General features: G+C 65.6%; 16 protein-coding genes and 1 riboswitch. Of the genes, 10 read left to right on the forward strand and 6 right to left on the reverse strand.

The genetic code is table 11. The features are described 5' to 3' along the window. Positions 1 to 3: 3 nt before the first annotated feature. From lgt to XI04_RS32340, 5 genes are all read left to right on the forward strand, one after another. Positions 4 to 849, forward strand: a complete 846-nt coding sequence (gene lgt, locus XI04_RS32320) for a prolipoprotein diacylglyceryl transferase (RefSeq protein ID WP_038947460.1) — start codon at positions 4 to 6, stop codon at positions 847 to 849. Positions 850 to 869: 20 nt separating this feature from the next. Continuing rightward, positions 870 to 1,988, forward strand: coding sequence for a class I SAM-dependent methyltransferase (locus tag XI04_RS32325; RefSeq protein ID WP_271592844.1), 1,119 nt, complete (start codon positions 870 to 872; stop codon positions 1,986 to 1,988). Next, positions 1,985 to 2,752 carry a peptidoglycan editing factor PgeF gene (gene pgeF, locus XI04_RS32330; protein WP_271610020.1) on the forward strand — a complete coding sequence of 256 codons (768 nt, stop codon included), beginning with the start codon at positions 1,985 to 1,987 and terminating at the stop codon, positions 2,750 to 2,752. The genes XI04_RS32325 and pgeF overlap by 4 nt, the downstream gene beginning before the upstream one ends. Positions 2,753 to 2,938: 186 nt before the next feature. Continuing rightward, entirely contained in the window at positions 2,939 to 3,553 is a 615-nt protein-coding gene (locus XI04_RS32335) for a hypothetical protein (protein WP_028140165.1), read from the forward strand. Between the two features lie 191 nt (positions 3,554 to 3,744). Next, positions 3,745 to 4,698 carry a ribose-phosphate pyrophosphokinase gene (locus tag XI04_RS32340; protein ID WP_026202002.1) on the forward strand — a complete coding sequence of 318 codons (954 nt, stop codon included), beginning with the start codon at positions 3,745 to 3,747 and terminating at the stop codon, positions 4,696 to 4,698. Positions 4,699 to 4,811: 113 nt separating this feature from the next. Here XI04_RS32340 and XI04_RS32345 read toward each other — a convergent pair whose 3' ends face one another. Further along, entirely contained in the window at positions 4,812 to 5,372 is a 561-nt protein-coding gene (locus tag XI04_RS32345) for a 6,7-dimethyl-8-ribityllumazine synthase (protein ID WP_038971140.1), read from the reverse strand. A 75-nt stretch (positions 5,373 to 5,447) separates the two neighbouring features. Beyond that, positions 5,448 to 5,608: riboswitch (FMN riboswitch) on the reverse strand. 411 nt (positions 5,609 to 6,019) lie between these two features. Between XI04_RS32345 and XI04_RS32350 the strand changes: the two genes are divergently transcribed. Next, entirely contained in the window at positions 6,020 to 6,520 is a 501-nt protein-coding gene (locus tag XI04_RS32350; RefSeq protein ID WP_271610019.1) for a YbjN domain-containing protein, read from the forward strand. A 127-nt stretch (positions 6,521 to 6,647) separates the two neighbouring features. Beyond that, entirely contained in the window at positions 6,648 to 7,523 is an 876-nt protein-coding gene (gene proC / locus XI04_RS32355) for a pyrroline-5-carboxylate reductase (protein WP_271610032.1), read from the forward strand. A 95-nt stretch (positions 7,524 to 7,618) separates the two neighbouring features. Here the strand turns inward: proC and XI04_RS32360 are convergent, their stop codons facing one another. The 5 genes from XI04_RS32360 to XI04_RS32380 all read right to left on the reverse strand — a co-directional run bounded on the left by XI04_RS32360 (position 7,619) and on the right by XI04_RS32380 (position 11,950). After that, a complete protein-coding gene (locus tag XI04_RS32360) occupies positions 7,619 to 8,023 on the reverse strand; it encodes a thioesterase family protein (RefSeq protein WP_271610018.1) in 405 nt (134 codons plus the stop codon). 196 nt (positions 8,024 to 8,219) lie between these two features. Then, the gene (locus XI04_RS32365) at positions 8,220 to 8,486 is read right to left on the reverse strand and encodes a tautomerase family protein (protein ID WP_109866587.1); all 267 of its coding nucleotides are present in this window, start codon (positions 8,484 to 8,486) and stop codon (positions 8,220 to 8,222) included. Between the two features lie 55 nt (positions 8,487 to 8,541). Further along, positions 8,542 to 10,062, reverse strand: coding sequence for a histidine--tRNA ligase (gene hisS / locus XI04_RS32370; protein ID WP_271610017.1), 1,521 nt, complete (start codon positions 10,060 to 10,062; stop codon positions 8,542 to 8,544). 145 nt (positions 10,063 to 10,207) lie between these two features. Further along, positions 10,208 to 10,732, reverse strand: coding sequence for a YegJ family protein (locus tag XI04_RS32375; protein WP_271610016.1), 525 nt, complete (start codon positions 10,730 to 10,732; stop codon positions 10,208 to 10,210). 135 nt (positions 10,733 to 10,867) lie between these two features. Further along, complete coding sequence (locus XI04_RS32380) at positions 10,868 to 11,950, reverse strand: branched-chain amino acid aminotransferase (protein ID WP_028140158.1); 1,083 nt, start codon at positions 11,948 to 11,950, stop codon at positions 10,868 to 10,870. A gap of 336 nt (positions 11,951 to 12,286) precedes the next feature. On the opposite strand from XI04_RS32380, the gene XI04_RS32385 reads away from it, so the two are divergent. From XI04_RS32385 to XI04_RS32395, 3 genes are read left to right on the forward strand one after another with little or no spacing between them, the layout of a single operon-like run. Then, a complete protein-coding gene (locus XI04_RS32385; protein ID WP_028140157.1) occupies positions 12,287 to 12,829 on the forward strand; it encodes a MarR family winged helix-turn-helix transcriptional regulator in 543 nt (180 codons plus the stop codon). Next, positions 12,826 to 13,557 (forward strand): response regulator, encoded by a 732-nt coding sequence (locus XI04_RS32390; protein ID WP_028140156.1) that lies wholly within the window; start codon positions 12,826 to 12,828, stop codon positions 13,555 to 13,557. Before XI04_RS32385 ends, XI04_RS32390 begins: the two co-directional genes overlap by 4 nt. Before the next feature lie 18 nt (positions 13,558 to 13,575). Beyond that, positions 13,576 to 14,964, forward strand: a complete 1,389-nt coding sequence (locus tag XI04_RS32395; RefSeq protein ID WP_028140155.1) for an ATP-binding protein — start codon at positions 13,576 to 13,578, stop codon at positions 14,962 to 14,964. The last annotated feature ends 69 nt before the right edge of the window (positions 14,965 to 15,033 follow it).

Raw genomic sequence — 15,033 nt, forward strand, 5'->3', positions numbered from 1 at the left:
GAGATGCAGCTTCTTCTCATCGACTTCCCCGCCTTCAAGCCGATTGCGCTCGAGATCGGCCCGTTCGCGATCCGCTGGTATGCGCTGGCCTATATCTGCGGCATCGTGTTCGGCTGGCTCTATGCGCGCTCGCTTCTGAAGAAGGAGCGCCTGTGGGGCGGCCCCGCGCCGATGTCGCTGCTGCAGATTGACGACTTCATCCTCTGGGTCACGCTCGGCATCATTCTCGGCGGCCGCACCGGCTACGTGCTGTTCTACAATCTGCCCTTCTTCATCGATCATCCTGCCGCGATCTTCCGGTTGTGGGAGGGCGGCATGTCCTTCCATGGCGGCTTCCTCGGCTGCGTCGTCGCGGTGATGTGGTTCGCCTTTCGCAATGGCATCTCGATCCTGTCGCTCGGTGACATCACCACCGCGGTCGCCCCGGTCGGGCTGCTGCTCGGGCGCATCGCCAATTTCATCAACGGCGAATTGTGGGGCCGCGCCACCGATGCGAGCCTGCCCTGGGCGATGATCTTCCCCAACGATCCGACGCAGCTGCCGCGTCATCCGAGCCAGCTCTACGAGGCCGGCATGGAAGGCATCCTGCTGTTCACCGTGCTCGCGGTGATGATCCGGCTCGGCGCGCTGAAGCGGCCGGGCATGATCCTCGGCGCCTTCATCCTGATCTACGGTCTGACCCGGATCGCCGGCGAGCACTTCCGCGAACCGGACGCCCAGCTCGGTTTCCTCTGGGGCGGATTAACCATGGGCATGCTGCTGTCGATTCCGATGCTTATCGTGGGCGGCATACTTATTGTATTGGCAGTCCGGCGCGGTGCGCCGAAGCCCGCAGGGGCCGTTCGTTAATTCATTTCGAGAAGATAGCCGTGACCGAACAGCCGCTACTCAACGAGATCAAGGCGCTGATCAAGTCCTCAGGTCCCATGCCGGTCTGGCGGTACATGGAACTGTGCCTGATGCATCCGCGCCATGGCTATTACGTCTCGCGCGATCCGCTCGGGCGTGAGGGCGACTTCACAACCTCACCCGAAGTCAGCCAGATGTTCGGCGAGCTCCTGGGGTTGTGGACCGCCTCGGTGTGGAAGCAGATGGGCTCGCCGCAGTTCCTGCGGCTGATCGAGCTCGGCCCCGGCCGCGGCACCATGATGGCGGACGCGTTGCGCGCCCTTCGCGTGCTGCCGCCGCTCTACCAGGCGCTTCACATCCACATGGTCGAGGTCAATCCCGTCTTGCGCGAGCGGCAGAATGCGACGCTGTCGGGCGTGCGCAACATCGCCTGGCACGACAGCATCGACGACGTGCCTGAGGGACCGAGCATCATCCTCGCCAACGAATATTTCGACGTGCTGCCGGTCCACCAGATGGTCCGCCACGAGAACGGCTGGCACGAGCGCGTCATCGAGATCGATCCCAACGGCAAGCTTCAATTCGGCGCAGCGCCCGAGCCGACGCCGCGCTTCGACGTGCTCCTGCCGCCGCTCGTGCGCGCCGCACCCGTCGGCGCCGTGTTCGAATGGCGCCCCGACGGCGAGATCATGAAGCTCGCCACGCGCGTCCGCGACCAGGACGGCGCGGCGCTGATCATCGACTATGGCCATTTGCGCAGCGATGCCGGCGACACGTTCCAGGCGATCGCGCGCCACACCTTCGCCGATCCCTTGAAGGCGCCGGGCCAGGCCGACGTCACCGCTCATGTCGACTTCCAGGCGCTGGCGCGCGCGGCCGAAGATGTCGGCGCGCGCGTGCACGGGCCGGTGACGCAAGGCGACTTCCTCAAGCGGATCGGCATCGACACAAGGGCCGCCGCCTTGATGCAGAAGGCAACGCCGGAGGTCGCCACCGACATTTCGATCGCCCTCAAGCGGCTGACGGATACCGGGCGCGGCGGCATGGGCTCGATGTTCAAGGTGCTCGGCATCTCCGAGCCGCGGTTGACAGGCATTGCCGGCCTCAGCGATCTCGAACAGGCCGGAGAAGCCTCATGACGCTCGCTTCGTCGCTGCTGTCGGCTGTGCCCGGCCTGCGCCACTCGTTCTTCACCCGCGAAGGCGGCGTCTCCAGTGGCATCTACTCCGCGCTGAACGGCGGCCTCGGCTCCAATGACGATCAGGCCCTTGTCGCGGAGAACCGCCGCCGCATGGCCGAGCATGTCGGCGTTGCGCCGGAACGCTTCCTCAGCCTGCACCAGATCCATTCGCCCGACGTGCTCGTCGCAGAAGCGCCGTGGCCGAACGGGCCGCGGCCGAAGGGCGATGCGCTGGTGACGAACACGCCCGGCATCGCGCTCGGCGTCTCCACAGCCGATTGCGGGCCGGTGCTGTTCGTCGATCCCAACGCGCGCGTGATCGGTGGCGCCCATGCGGGATGGAAGGGCGCGCTGACGGGCGTGCTGGAGGCGACGATTCTAGCGATGGAAAAACTCGGCGCGACGCGCAGCGGCATCATCGCCGCGATCGGCCCCTTGATCCGCCAGGACAGCTACGAGGTCGGCAACGAGTTCGTGGCGCGCTTCATCGAGGCCGATGCCGACAACGCGATGTTCTTCATCCCCTCGGTGCGGGAGGGACACGCGATGTTCGATCTCGCCGGCTTCATCCGCAAGCGGCTGGAGGCCGCCGGCATCCTGATGATCGACGATCTCGGCGTCGACACCTACGCCGACGAGCGCTTCTTCAGCTATCGCCGCTCGGTGCATCGCAAGGAGCCGGATTACGGCCGCCACGTTCACGCAATCGCACTGGAAGGGTGAACACAAGGGCAACACTGTGTGTCATTCCGAGGCTCGCGAAGCGAGAACCCGGAATCCATCGTGCAGCATTCACGCGGCGAAATGGATTCCGGGCTCGCGCCAAGTGGCGCGCCCCGGAATGACCGTGTGTTGTGTCGCTCCCGCCCTAGACCTTAATCGATTTTAACGATATCGCTGCCCTCCATAATGAGGGACGCGTCATTCATCCTGGGCCGTGCGGGTTCGCGCGTGCTGGCGGTCATGCTGCTCGCGGCAGCGACCGCGCTTGGCGGCTGCGCCGGCGGCGGTGGGGCCGCCAACTCCTATGCGATGGCGCCGAGCGCCGGCTCCGGGGCAACGGTCGCCTTCGAATCGATCGACGGGCCGCCGCCGCAGGTGTTCGACCGCATGGTCGGCGTGATCGACAGCGAATCCAAGCTGCGCAGCCTGTCCGTCGTCTCCCGCGAAGGGACCGCCGCCTACCGCGTGCGCAGCTATCTCTCCGCCCAGGTGGTGCGCGGCAAGACGGTGATCGCCTGGGTCTGGGACGTCTACGACGCCAACCAGCAGCGGGCGCTGCGCCTCTCCGGCGAGGAACCGACCTCGGCCAAAGGCGGCCGCGATCCGTGGGGAGCAGCTGACGACCTCGTGCTGCGGAAGATCGCCCAGGCCGGATTCAGCGGACTTTCCAACATGATCAACGGAACGCCGGATGCCCCGGGCACGGCTCCTGGCTTGCGGGGCCCGGCGGTGGCGAGCGTGATCCCGCAGGGCCCAGTAGCGGAGATGCCGGCCACGGCACTCGGCTACGCCGACCGATAACCCCCGCTAAACCACGGCCTCAAGTTGCGGCCAAGCCGTTGGCCCGACTCAGGATTTCGAAGGGAAAACGTAGCATCCCGGGTTGCCATTGCAGCCTCCGGCCTGATATTTCCTCGCCCGTCGTAACCGTGCTTCCAGTGGGATCTGAGATGTTGAACGTCGTATCCAGCAAAGCGCGGGAGGAAGCGTCCATGTCGGCCAAAAACGGCTCCATCAAGCTCGTCGCCGGCAACTCCAATCCGGCCCTCGCGCAGGCGATCGCGCAGGGCCTGGACCTGCCGCTGACCAAGGCGGTGGTGCGGCGCTTCGCCGACATGGAGATCTTCGTCGAGATCCAGGAGAACGTGCGCGGCTCGGATGCCTTCATCATCCAGTCGACCTCGTTCCCGGCGAACGACCATCTGATGGAATTGCTGATCATCACCGACGCGCTGCGCCGCTCCTCGGCGCGCCGCATCACGGCGGTGCTGCCCTATTTCGGCTACGCCCGGCAGGACCGTAAGTCGGGTTCGCGCACGCCGATCTCGGCCAAGCTGGTCGCCAACCTGATCACGCAGGCCGGCGTCGACCGCGTCATGACGCTCGATCTGCACGCCGGCCAGATCCAGGGCTTCTTCGACATCCCGACCGACAACCTTTACGCGGCGCCACTGATGGTGCGCGACATCAAGGAGAGGTTCGACCTCTCCAAGACCATGGTGATCTCGCCCGACGTCGGCGGCGTGGCCCGCGCGCGCGGCCTCGCCAAGCGCATCAACACTCCGCTCGCGATCGTCGACAAGCGCCGCGAACGGGCGGGCGAATCCGAGGTCATGAACGTGATCGGCGACGTCGCCGGCTACACCTGTATCCTGATCGACGACATCGTGGACTCCGGCGGCACGCTGGTGAACGCGGCCGACGCGCTGATCGCCAAGGGTGCCAAGGACGTCTACGCCTACATCACCCACGGCGTGCTCTCCGGCGGCGCGGCCGCCCGCATCGCGGGCTCGAGGCTGAAGGAGCTCGTGATCACCGACTCGATCCTGCCGACGGACGCGGTGACCAAGGCGCCGAACATCCGCACGCTGCCGATCGCCAGCCTGATCTCCGACGCGATCGCGCGCACGGCGGCGGAAGAGTCGGTGTCGAGCCTGTTCGACTGACACCGTCATTCCGGGGCGGCGCGAGAGCGCCGAACCCGGAATCCATCTTGCAGCAATCCGTGTCGATCTATGGATTCCGGGCTCGCGCTTCGCGCGCCCCGAAATGACCATGCCTACCCCACGATCCCCGCCGCGACCTGGCCGCGCAGGCGCTCCAGGCCGAGCAACGTCTCTGCACAAGCGGCCGCGACCTCGACGCCCTTGATCGCAAAATGCTTGCGGAAGAAGTCGTAGTGCACCTCGGTCTCGTGGAATTGCTGCGGCGTCAGCACCGCGGAGAACACCGGCACTTCGGTGCGCAGCTGCACGTCCATCAACGCCTTGATCACGGTGTCGGCGACGAATTCGTGGCGATAGATGCCACCATCGACGACCAGGCCGGCCGCGACGATGGCGGTATAGCGCCGCGTCTTGGCGAGGACCTGCGCGTGCAGCGGGATCTCGAACGAGCCAGGTACCTCGAACACGTCTACATGGGTGAGATGGCGCGCCTCGGCCTCCTTGATGAAGGCGATACGCGCCTCCTCGACCACGTCGCGGTGCCAGCAGGCCTGCACGAAAGCCACCCGCTGCGGTTTGGCAAAGCGCGGGTGGTCGGGCGCCGGGTCTTGCGGAACCGGCGGTTGGCTGACTTCGGAAGTTTCGGTTTTGGGGTCTTGCAGCATCTGATTCATGGCTTTCCTTCTCAAGGACCAGAATCAGGGCACACGGAACGACAAACAGCCGCATCTTGCGATGCGTCTGCCTCCGACCGTTCTCTTTCATCCGGACTTTAACCGTCGGCTTCGGAGTTGCACCGAATCTGCTGACCCTTCCCCTCGGCAAGAAGACCTTAGGCAAGGCGCTCGCGGGCTTAGGCCTTTCGGCCCTTACCGCCGGTGGGGACTTTCACCCCGCCCTGAGAACATCGGCCGTCCGGGATGAACGGCCTGGCTGGAAATATGACGCCAGCCGGCGGCCGCAGCAAGCGTGTTCCGCATGGGGAAAGCGCATGGTCCCATGCCGTCATGGCGGCCCGGCCCTCGCGCGGCGGAATTAACGAATGGCGCCCTCCCCCGCGAATCCGATTCCGGTTTGTTCTCATCCATCCGGATCGAGGACTTCCCTCCGTTAAGAATTGTGGCGGAGATGAGCTGTGGACGAACGAGTCCTGACTTGTGGACGGACTCGGGACCCCGTTGCGCAGATTCCGCAAATCACATCACTTGATCCGCGACAGGCCCGCGCTGATCCGAGGGATCGCACCAGCGACGTTGAGGGAGCGTGCCGGGCCGACCGCGTGCGTATCAAGGACAACAAGAAGGCAAGAGGTCGAGACGGCATGTCCCTGCTCGAAAGCACTATCGATTCCAAAAGCCATCCGCTCGCGGTGGTCGAGGATATCGCTGCCAGCAACAACTGGCCGTTCGAACGCTCCGGCGAGGACGAACTCACCATTGTCTCCAAGGGACAATGGACCGACTACCAGCTCTCCTTCACCTGGATGGGCGAGATCGAGGCGCTGCATCTGGCCTGCGGGTTCGACATGAAGATTCCGGTTGCGCGCCGCGGCGAGGTGCAGCGGCTCGTCGCCGCCGTGAACGAGCAGTTGTGGGTCGGTCATTTCGATTTGTGGACCAACACCGGCATGGTCATGCACCGCCAGGCCCTGGTGCTGCCCGGCGGCCTGACCGCCTCGACCGCGCAATGCGAGGCCATGCTCGCCGGCGCCATCCACGCCTGCGAGCGCTATTTCCCGGCGTTCCAGTTCGTGGTGTGGGCGGGCAAGACCACGACCGAAGCGATGGACGCGGCGATGTTCGACACGGTGGGAGAGGCGTAAGTCTCGCCCAGCGCTGCGCCGTCGTCCCGGACAAGCGAAGCGAAGATCCGGGACCCATACCGCGTGATGCCTCTTGTGGCGCGCGGCTTGTTGCTCTGCTCTCTATCCACTAGAACCGCCGGTGGTTATGGGTCCCTGCGTTCGCAGGGACGACACCGTTTGCAAGGTGATCGCAGTGGCAGATAGCAGCACCCTCAAAAACATCACCGGCACCATCCTCCTCGCCGGCGCCGGCAAGATGGGCGGCGCGATGCTGACCGGATGGCTGTCGGGCGGACTCGACCCGCGCCGTGTCGCGGTGGTCGATCCGCACATCTCGCCCGAGATCACCGGGCTTGCCGCCAAGGGCGTCGCGCTCAATCCTGATGTGACAACGGTCGGCACGGTCGAGACGCTGGTCGTCGCGGTGAAACCGCAGATGTTCCGCGAGGCCGGCGCGAAGCTGAAATCGTTCGTCTCGGACAAGACCTCGGTGGTCTCGATCATGGCGGGAACCACAATCGCATCGCTTGCCGAGGTCTGCGGCGGCGCCGTGGTGCGCGCGATGCCGAACACGCCGGCCGCGATCGGCCGCGGCATCACCGTTGCGGTCGCCGCGAAGAACGTCAGCGCCGCGCAGCGCGCGGTGGCCGATGCGCTGCTGCGCGCCACCGGCTCAGTCGAATGGGTCGATGACGAGAGCCTGATGGACGCGGTGACCGCCGTCTCCGGCTCCGGCCCGGCCTATGTGTTTCTGCTCGCCGAGGAGCTCGCCCGCGCCGGCGTCGAGGCCGGATTGCCCGAGTCGCTCGCGACCAGGCTGGCGCGCGAGACCGTGGCCGGCTCCGGCGAGCTGCTGCACCAGTCGGAGCTGCCATCGAGCACGTTGCGTCAGAACGTCACCTCGCCCGGCGGCACCACGGCCGCCGCGCTCGGTGTGCTGATGGCCGAGCCGGGTCTGCGCGATCTCATGATCCGCGCGATCGCGGCGGCGACAAAGCGGTCGAAGGAATTGGCGAACTAGGACTGTGCCGTAGGGTGGGCAAAGCGGAGCGTGCCCACGATCTGTATCCATCGCGGAGAAAATGGTGGGCACGACGCCTCGCGCCTTTGCCCACCCTACGGCGTCGTGCCCGCGGCTAACCGCCTGTTGAACATCTCGACATTGACGAGCCCGCGCGCGTGGCGGCCCTCGCCGAGCTTGCGCGTGTCCTCGAACGCCTCGACCTCGAAGCGGATGACGCGGCGTTCGACGGCGACGACCTTCGCGGTGGTCCGCACCGTCGCGCCGACGAGCGCGGCTGCGAGATGGCGGATGTCGACCTCGGTGCCGACAGTGACCCAGCCGGGCTGAAGCGCAGCGCGGATCGAATCGCCCGCGGTCATCTCCATTTCCAGGATCATCATCGGCGTCGCGTAGACAAACGGCATGCCCGGCACGAAATGCCCGACCGTGCGCTCCGCCGGGACCACCAGCGTGCGCTCGGCATTCATGCCGACCTTGATGAAATCGCGTGCGTCCATGGTGCCTCAAACTCCGCTGTCGTCCCGGGCAAGCGAGCGTAGCGAGCGCTGATCCGGGACCCATAACCACAGGATCGAGTTTGGCGAAGATTCGGAGTTACCAGCTGGCCAGATAACCGCTCCCTGTGGTTATGGGTCCCGGATCTGCGCTGACGCTTGTCCGGGACGACAGCGGTGAATGCCGAACCGCCAGTGGCTATTTCTTCGCCGCCGCCGCGCGCTCCACGAAGGTCTTGCCGCCCTTCATCTTGTGACGGAGCGGGGCTTCGTTGATCTGGATGACGACGGCATCGGCATCGACGCCGAGATTCTTCACCAACGCCTGGGTGATGTCGCGCATCATGCCGGCCTTCTGCTCGTCGGTGCGGCCTTCGGCCATGCTGACAGTGATCTCAGGCATTGTTTTCTCCCTGTTGCTGTCGTCATGGCCGGGCTTGTCCCGGCCATTCACGTGCTTATCCATCAAACAAGACGTCGATGCCCGGGACAAGCCCGGGCATGACGGCCTGGCGGAATAGCTATCCCCACTTTACGTCATGACGGGCCAGGACCTCACGCACCTTGGCGACGAGATCGGCTTCGCTGCACGAGAATTGCGCCGGTCGGCTCTCGCGCCATTCCTGGTTGGAGGCGATCGCCGCGGCCGCCTTCGCGCCTTCGATCAGATCCTTGATCTGCAGCTCGCCGCGCGCCTTTTCATCCGAGCCCTGGATGATCACGCACGGTGAATTGCGGCGGTCGGCATATTTGAGCTGGTTGCCCATGTTCTTGGGATTGCCGAGATAGAGCTCGGCGCGGATGCCGGCGGCGCGCAAGCTAGCCACCATCTTCTGATAGTCGGCGACGCGGTCGCGGTCGAACACGGTGACGACGACGGGACCGAACTCCGGCTTGGTGTCGAGCTTGCCGAGCAGCATCAGCGCGGCCTGGAGCCGCGAGACGCCGATCGAGAAGCCGGTCGCCGGCACGGGCTCGCCGCGGAAGCGCGAGACCAGGCCATCGTAACGCCCGCCCCCGCCGACCGAGCCGAAGCGCACCGGGCGGCCCTTCTCGTCCTTGGTCTCGAGCAGCAGTTCGACCTCGTAGACGGGGCCGGTGTAGTATTCGAGGCCGCGCACGACGGAGGGATCGATCTTGATGCGGTCCGCACCGTAACCCGACGCCGTGACCAGCTTGGCAATCTCTTCCAGCTCGCTGACGCCGGCTTGACCGATCTCGCTCTTGGCGAGGTAGGTTTCGGCCGCGGCAATGGCCTCTTTCCAATCCTCGCGCGGCTTGGTGATGGCGAGCACGACGTCAGCTTCAGCGGCGCTCAGATTGGCGCCCTTGGTGAAGTCGCCCTTGCCTTCCTCGCCGCCGTCCCATCGTCCGGGACCGAGCAGCTTGCGCACCTCGTCGGCGGAAAACTTGTCGAGCTTGTCGATCGCGCGCAGCACGGTCAGCCTGCGGCCTGCGTTCTCGTCGCCACCGAGCCCGATGGCTTCCAGCACCCCGTCGAGCACTTTGCGGTTGTTGACCTTCACGACATAGGAGCCGCGCGCGATGCCGAGCGCCTCCATCGTGTCCGCGGCCATCATGCAGATCTCGGCATCCGCCGCCGGCGTTGCCGAGCCGACGGTGTCGGCGTCGAACTGCATGAACTGCCGGAATCGGCCCGGGCCGGGCTTTTCGTTGCGGAAGACATGGCCGACCCGGTAGCTGCGGTAGGGCAAGACAAGAGCGTCGGTGCCGTAGCGCTCGCCGACGTAGCGGGCGAGTGGCGCGGTCAAATCGTAGCGCAGGCTGATCCACTGCTCGTCGTCGTCCTGGAACGAGAACACGCCCTCGTTCGGACGGTCCTGGTCGGGCAGGAACTTGCCGAGCGCATCGGTGTATTCCATCGCCGGCGTTTCCACCGGCTCGAAGCCGTAGAGCTCGTAGACGGCGCGGATCTTCTCGACCATCTCGCGCGTCGCCCGGATCGCTGAGGGATCGCGATCCTCGAGCCCGCGCGGCAGGCGCGCCTTCAGTTTCTGGGGTTTTTTGGGTTTCTCGGCCATGCGCCGGCATTTACCAGCCGGGGCGCGAAGCGGCAACCGGTGCTTAGGGGACGCCGTCATTCCGGGGCGATGCGCAAGCATCGAACCCGGAATCTCGAGATTCCGGGTCTGGTCCTTCGGACCATCCCGGAATGACGGCCAACCTTTACGGCTTCTCCATCCGCGCCCTCAGGGCATCCGCGTCTGCCTTCGGCAGCGACTTCAGCGTCGGCTTGATGGTTTCGCCGCCGACGATCTTGCCGTTGCGCATGAACATCCAGTCCGAGATGTCGGCCTCGCCAAAATCCACCTCGTCGCCGGCCCGCTTGCCTGGCAGGTCACGCGGTTCGTTGGCCAGGAGACCAGAATAGGTCCCGTCAGGCCGCTTCTTCACCTCGCCGATCCAGATGTGCTCACCGCCCTTGCGGGTCGAGAAGCGCACCTTCAGGGCGTGCCCAGCCTCCGACGGCTTCGGCGTGTCATAGGAGGCCCAGAAAGTTGGAAGCGAGCCACGGGCGCGCGCGATCGCGGCATTCATCTCGGGATCGCTGGTGCGCACATCGACGATCGGCGAGCGATCTTGCGCGACCACCTCATGCATCGGGCCGATGGTCAGGATGCCGAAAACGGAAACGCCGGCGATTGCGGCGAGAACGACCCATTTCATGGGTTGGGAGAGTTTCGTTGCCATGGTTGCGAAGTCCTGATGTCCAGATGTGTCCAGACTTTGTCGCATGTCGGCAACGGCACGTTCAGTGCACGAAAAACCACAAACGATGCGCGTTTCCCCTCTCCTCACGAGAGGGGAAACGCGCATCGCCGCATCTCAAAACACCTTGCGGATCCAGTTGTGGGGATCGTTGGTGCGGCCGTACTGGATGTCGACGAGCTGCTTGCGCAGGCCCATGGCGACGGGGCCGGCGGCGCCGCCGCTGATTTCGAAATCACCGCTCACCGAGCGCACCTTGCCGATCGGCGAGATCACGGCCGCGGTGCCACAGGCAAACGCTTCCTTGAGCTTGCCGCTGGCCGCATCCTTGCGCCACTGGTCGAGCGAATACGGCTCCTCCCGCACGGTCTTGCCGGCATCCTTCGCGAGCGCGATGATGGAATCGCGGGTGATGCCGGGCAGGATGGTGCCGAGCGGCGGCGTCGAGAGCGAACCGTCATCGAACACGAAGAACACGTTCATGCCGCCGAGCTCCTCGATGTAGCGGCGCTCGACCGCGTCGAGGAAGACGACCTGATCGCAGCCATGCTGGATCGCTTCGGCCTGGGCGCGCAGGCTCGCGGCATAGTTGCCGCCGCATTTGACGGCACCGGTGCCGCCGACGGCCGCGCGCGTGTAATTCTCCGAGACCCAGATCGACACCGGCGCAGGCCCGCCCTTGAAGTAGGAGCCGACCGGCGAAGCGATGACGGCGAAGATATATTCGGACGACGGCTTGACGCCGAGGAAGGTCTCGCTCGCGATCATGAAGGGCCGCAGGTAGAGGCTGCCCTCGCCGCCCGGCATCCAGGCGCGGTCGATACGCACGACCTGCTCGACCGCCTCGATGAAGACGTCCTCGGGCAGCTGCGCCATCGCCATGCGGTCGGCGGAATCCTTGAAGCGCCGCGCATTGGCGTCGGGACGGAACAGGTTCACGCCGCCATCGTCGCGCTTGTAGGCCTTGAGGCCCTCGAAGATTTCCTGGGCGTAGTGCAGCACCGCGCCGGCCGGATCCATCTGGAAATTGGCGCGTGCCTCGATCTTCGCCTCGTACCAGCCGCCCTTGGCCTGGTTGTAGCGCACGATCGCCATGTGATCGGTGAAGACTCGTCCGAAGCCGGGGTCCACCAGCTTGGCCACGCGGTCCTTCTCGGACGTCGGATTGGATGCGGGCTGGATGTCGAATTTCATGCTCATGTCCTTGCCTCCCGCTTGCCGGTGGCGGCGCCGTTCTGGCACCGGCCTGCCCTTTTCGGGCCCGGCTGGCTTGATTGGTTTTAGGCCGGACCGCCGCCAGCCTTGTTACGGCCGGTTTCCGTGGCCAGCATATCGCCGAGGACATGCTTTTGCGGAAGGCGGAAGTCCAGTATGTTTTGCCGAAACGCCGCTCGACAATCGCACGGTAGATCTGATCCGGCCGTCGTCGCCTGTCCGGCTCTCTCCAGCCGCCTGCTTCGATGCCACCCGCGCGAAACGATCTAAAATTTCGTGCTGGTCAATCGTTTTGTAACATTGAACCCAAGATACGTCAATATGCCTGACATAAATTTCGCGACTTCCTCTCACGACGCCGCCGAGCCCAAGCCGGCCGCAGACGACGGAGGCAATTTGCGCTGGGATATCATCGAGCTACTGTTCTTCGCCTATCGCGACTTCGTCGGCGATCCCGACCAGGAGCTGGAGGCTTTCGGCTTCGGCCGCGCCCACCACCGGGTCATGCACTTCGTCTACCGCTATCCCGGCCTCAAGGTCGCCGATCTGCTCGACGTCCTGCGCATCACCAAGCAATCGCTCGGCCGCGTGCTCAAGCAGCTGCTGGACGAGGGCTACATCGTACAGAAGACCGGCGACAATGACCGCCGCCAGCGCCTGCTCTACGCGACGCCGAAGGGCGAGGCGCTGGTGCAGAAGCTCGCCGGTCTGCAGACCACGCGGATCACCAAGGCGCTCGCCGAAATGGGTCCGCAGGATGCGGAAACCGTCAAGCGCTTCTTGCGCGCGATGATCGATCGCGACGATCCGGACAAGGTGCTCGAGACGATCTTCGCTTCCGTCAACCACGACGCCAAGGAGTGACCGTGACGCTCGCTGCCACTCTCGCCCGCCCGCCGGCGCGCCCGGCCGATGACGCGCCGCATCTGCTGCTCGTCGACGACGACCGCCGCATCCGCGATCTGCTCTCGCGCTTCCTCGCCGCCGAGGGCTACCGCGTCACCACCGCCGCGAGCGCCGGCGATGCACGCTCGAAACTGCTGGGCCTGCATTTCGACCTCTTGATCCTCGACGTGATGATGCCCGGCGAGACCGGCTTCGATCTCGCCCGCTTCATCCGGACATCCTCCTCCGTGCCGATCGTGATGTTGACGGCACGACATGAGGCGGAAGCGCGCATCGAGGGCCTGCAGATCGGCGCCGACGACTACGTGGCGAAACCGTTCGAGCCGCGCGAGCTGGCGCTGCGCATCAACAACATCCTCAAGCGCGCCGCGCCGCCGCCGCAGGCCACGGCGGTGGAGAAGATCGCGTTCGGTCCCTACGTCTATCATCTCGATCGCGGTGAACTGCGCCAGGGCGAGGAGGTCATCCACCTCACCGACCGCGAGCGCGAGATGTTGCGCATCCTCTCGGAGACGCCGGGCGAGACCGTGCCGCGCAGTGCGCTGACCGGCAACGGCAGCGTCAACGAGCGCGCCGTCGACGTGCAGATCAACCGCCTCAGGCGCAAGATCGAGACAGACCCCGCCAATCCGCTGTTCCTCCAGGCGGTGCGCGGCATCGGCTACCGGCTGGTAGCCTCGCCATAAATCAGTGAAGCGCGACCGATGAGCACGATCGATACCGGCCTGACGCTGCTCCGAAGCGCCGCCGGCCGCGTCTCCGCCGTCAACGGCTGGATGGGCAACGCGTTCAAGGGGTGGATGCCGACCGGCCTCTACGCCCGCGCGCTGCTCATCATGATCGTGCCGATGGTGGTGCTGCAATCGGTCGTGGCCTTCGTGTTCATGGAGCGGCACTGGAATACGGTGACGCGCCGACTGTCGGCCGCCGTGGTGCAGGACATCGCCGCGCTGATCGACGTCTACAAGGGGTATCCGCAAGACCGGGATCGCGAGCAGATCCGCCGCATCGCCCAGCAACGGCTCGGCCTCGTCGTCGATTTCCTGCCCGCCGGCGACATGCCGCCGCCGGGACCAAAGCCGTTCTTCTCGCTGCTCGACCAGACGCTGTCGGTGCAGCTCGGCCGCCAGATCGGGCGCTCGTTCTGGATTGACACGGTCGGCCGCTCCAATCTCGTCGAGATCCGCATCCAGCTCGACGATGCCGTGATGCGCGTGTTCGCGCAGCGCAGCGCCGCCTATGCCTCCAACTCGGAGATATTCCTGTTCTGGATGGTCGGCACCTCCTCGATCCTGCTGATCGTGGCCGTGCTGTTCCTGCGCAACCAGATCAAGCCGATCCTGCGTCTTGCCGACGCCGCCGAAAGCTTCGGCAAGGGCCGTGAAGCGCCGAACTTCCGCCCCAGGGGCGCGCGCGAGGTGCGGCGCGCGGCGGTCGCCTTCCTCGAGATGAAATCGCGCATCGAGCGCACCATGGAGCAGCGCACCGCGATGCTCGCCGGCGTCAGTCACGATCTGCGCACCATCCTGACCCGCTTCAAGCTGGAGCTGGCGCTGATCGGCGACAGCCCCGAGCTCGAGGGCATGCGCAAGGACGTCGACGAAATGTCGATGATGCTGGAGGATTACCTCGCCTTCGCCCGCGGCGATTCCGGCGAGCAGTCGCAGCCGACCGACATGGCGCAGGCGCTCGAGGAGCTGCGCGGCGACGCCGAGCGCCACGGTCACACCGCGACCGTCGCCTTCCACGGCCTGCCCGTCGTGACGGTGAAGCCGGCCTCGTTCAAACGCTGCCTCGCCAATCTCGTCACCAACGCGGCGCGCTACGGCAAGGCCATCGCCATCACCGGCCAGCGCGATCACCGTTATTTGACCGTGACGATCGACGACGACGGCCCCGGCATTCCCGCGCATTTGCGCGAAGAAGTGTTCAAGCCGTTCCTGCGGCTCGACAACGCCCGCAACCAGGATGAAGGCGGCACGGGCCTTGGCCTTGCCATCGCCCGCGACATCGCCCGCTCGCATGGCGGCGACATCACCCTCGGCGACAGTCCGATGGGGGGACTGCGGGCCAGCGTGCGGATACCGGTGTAGCTGTAGCTGTAGCTGCAGCCTCACCTCTCCCCGTAAGAACGGGGCGAGGGAGCGCACCGGTTTCGGGGC

Origin of the sequence: Bradyrhizobium sp. CCBAU 11430, from assembly GCF_028128855.1 — a bacterium.
GTDB lineage: Bacteria > Pseudomonadota > Alphaproteobacteria > Rhizobiales > Xanthobacteraceae > Bradyrhizobium > Bradyrhizobium ottawaense.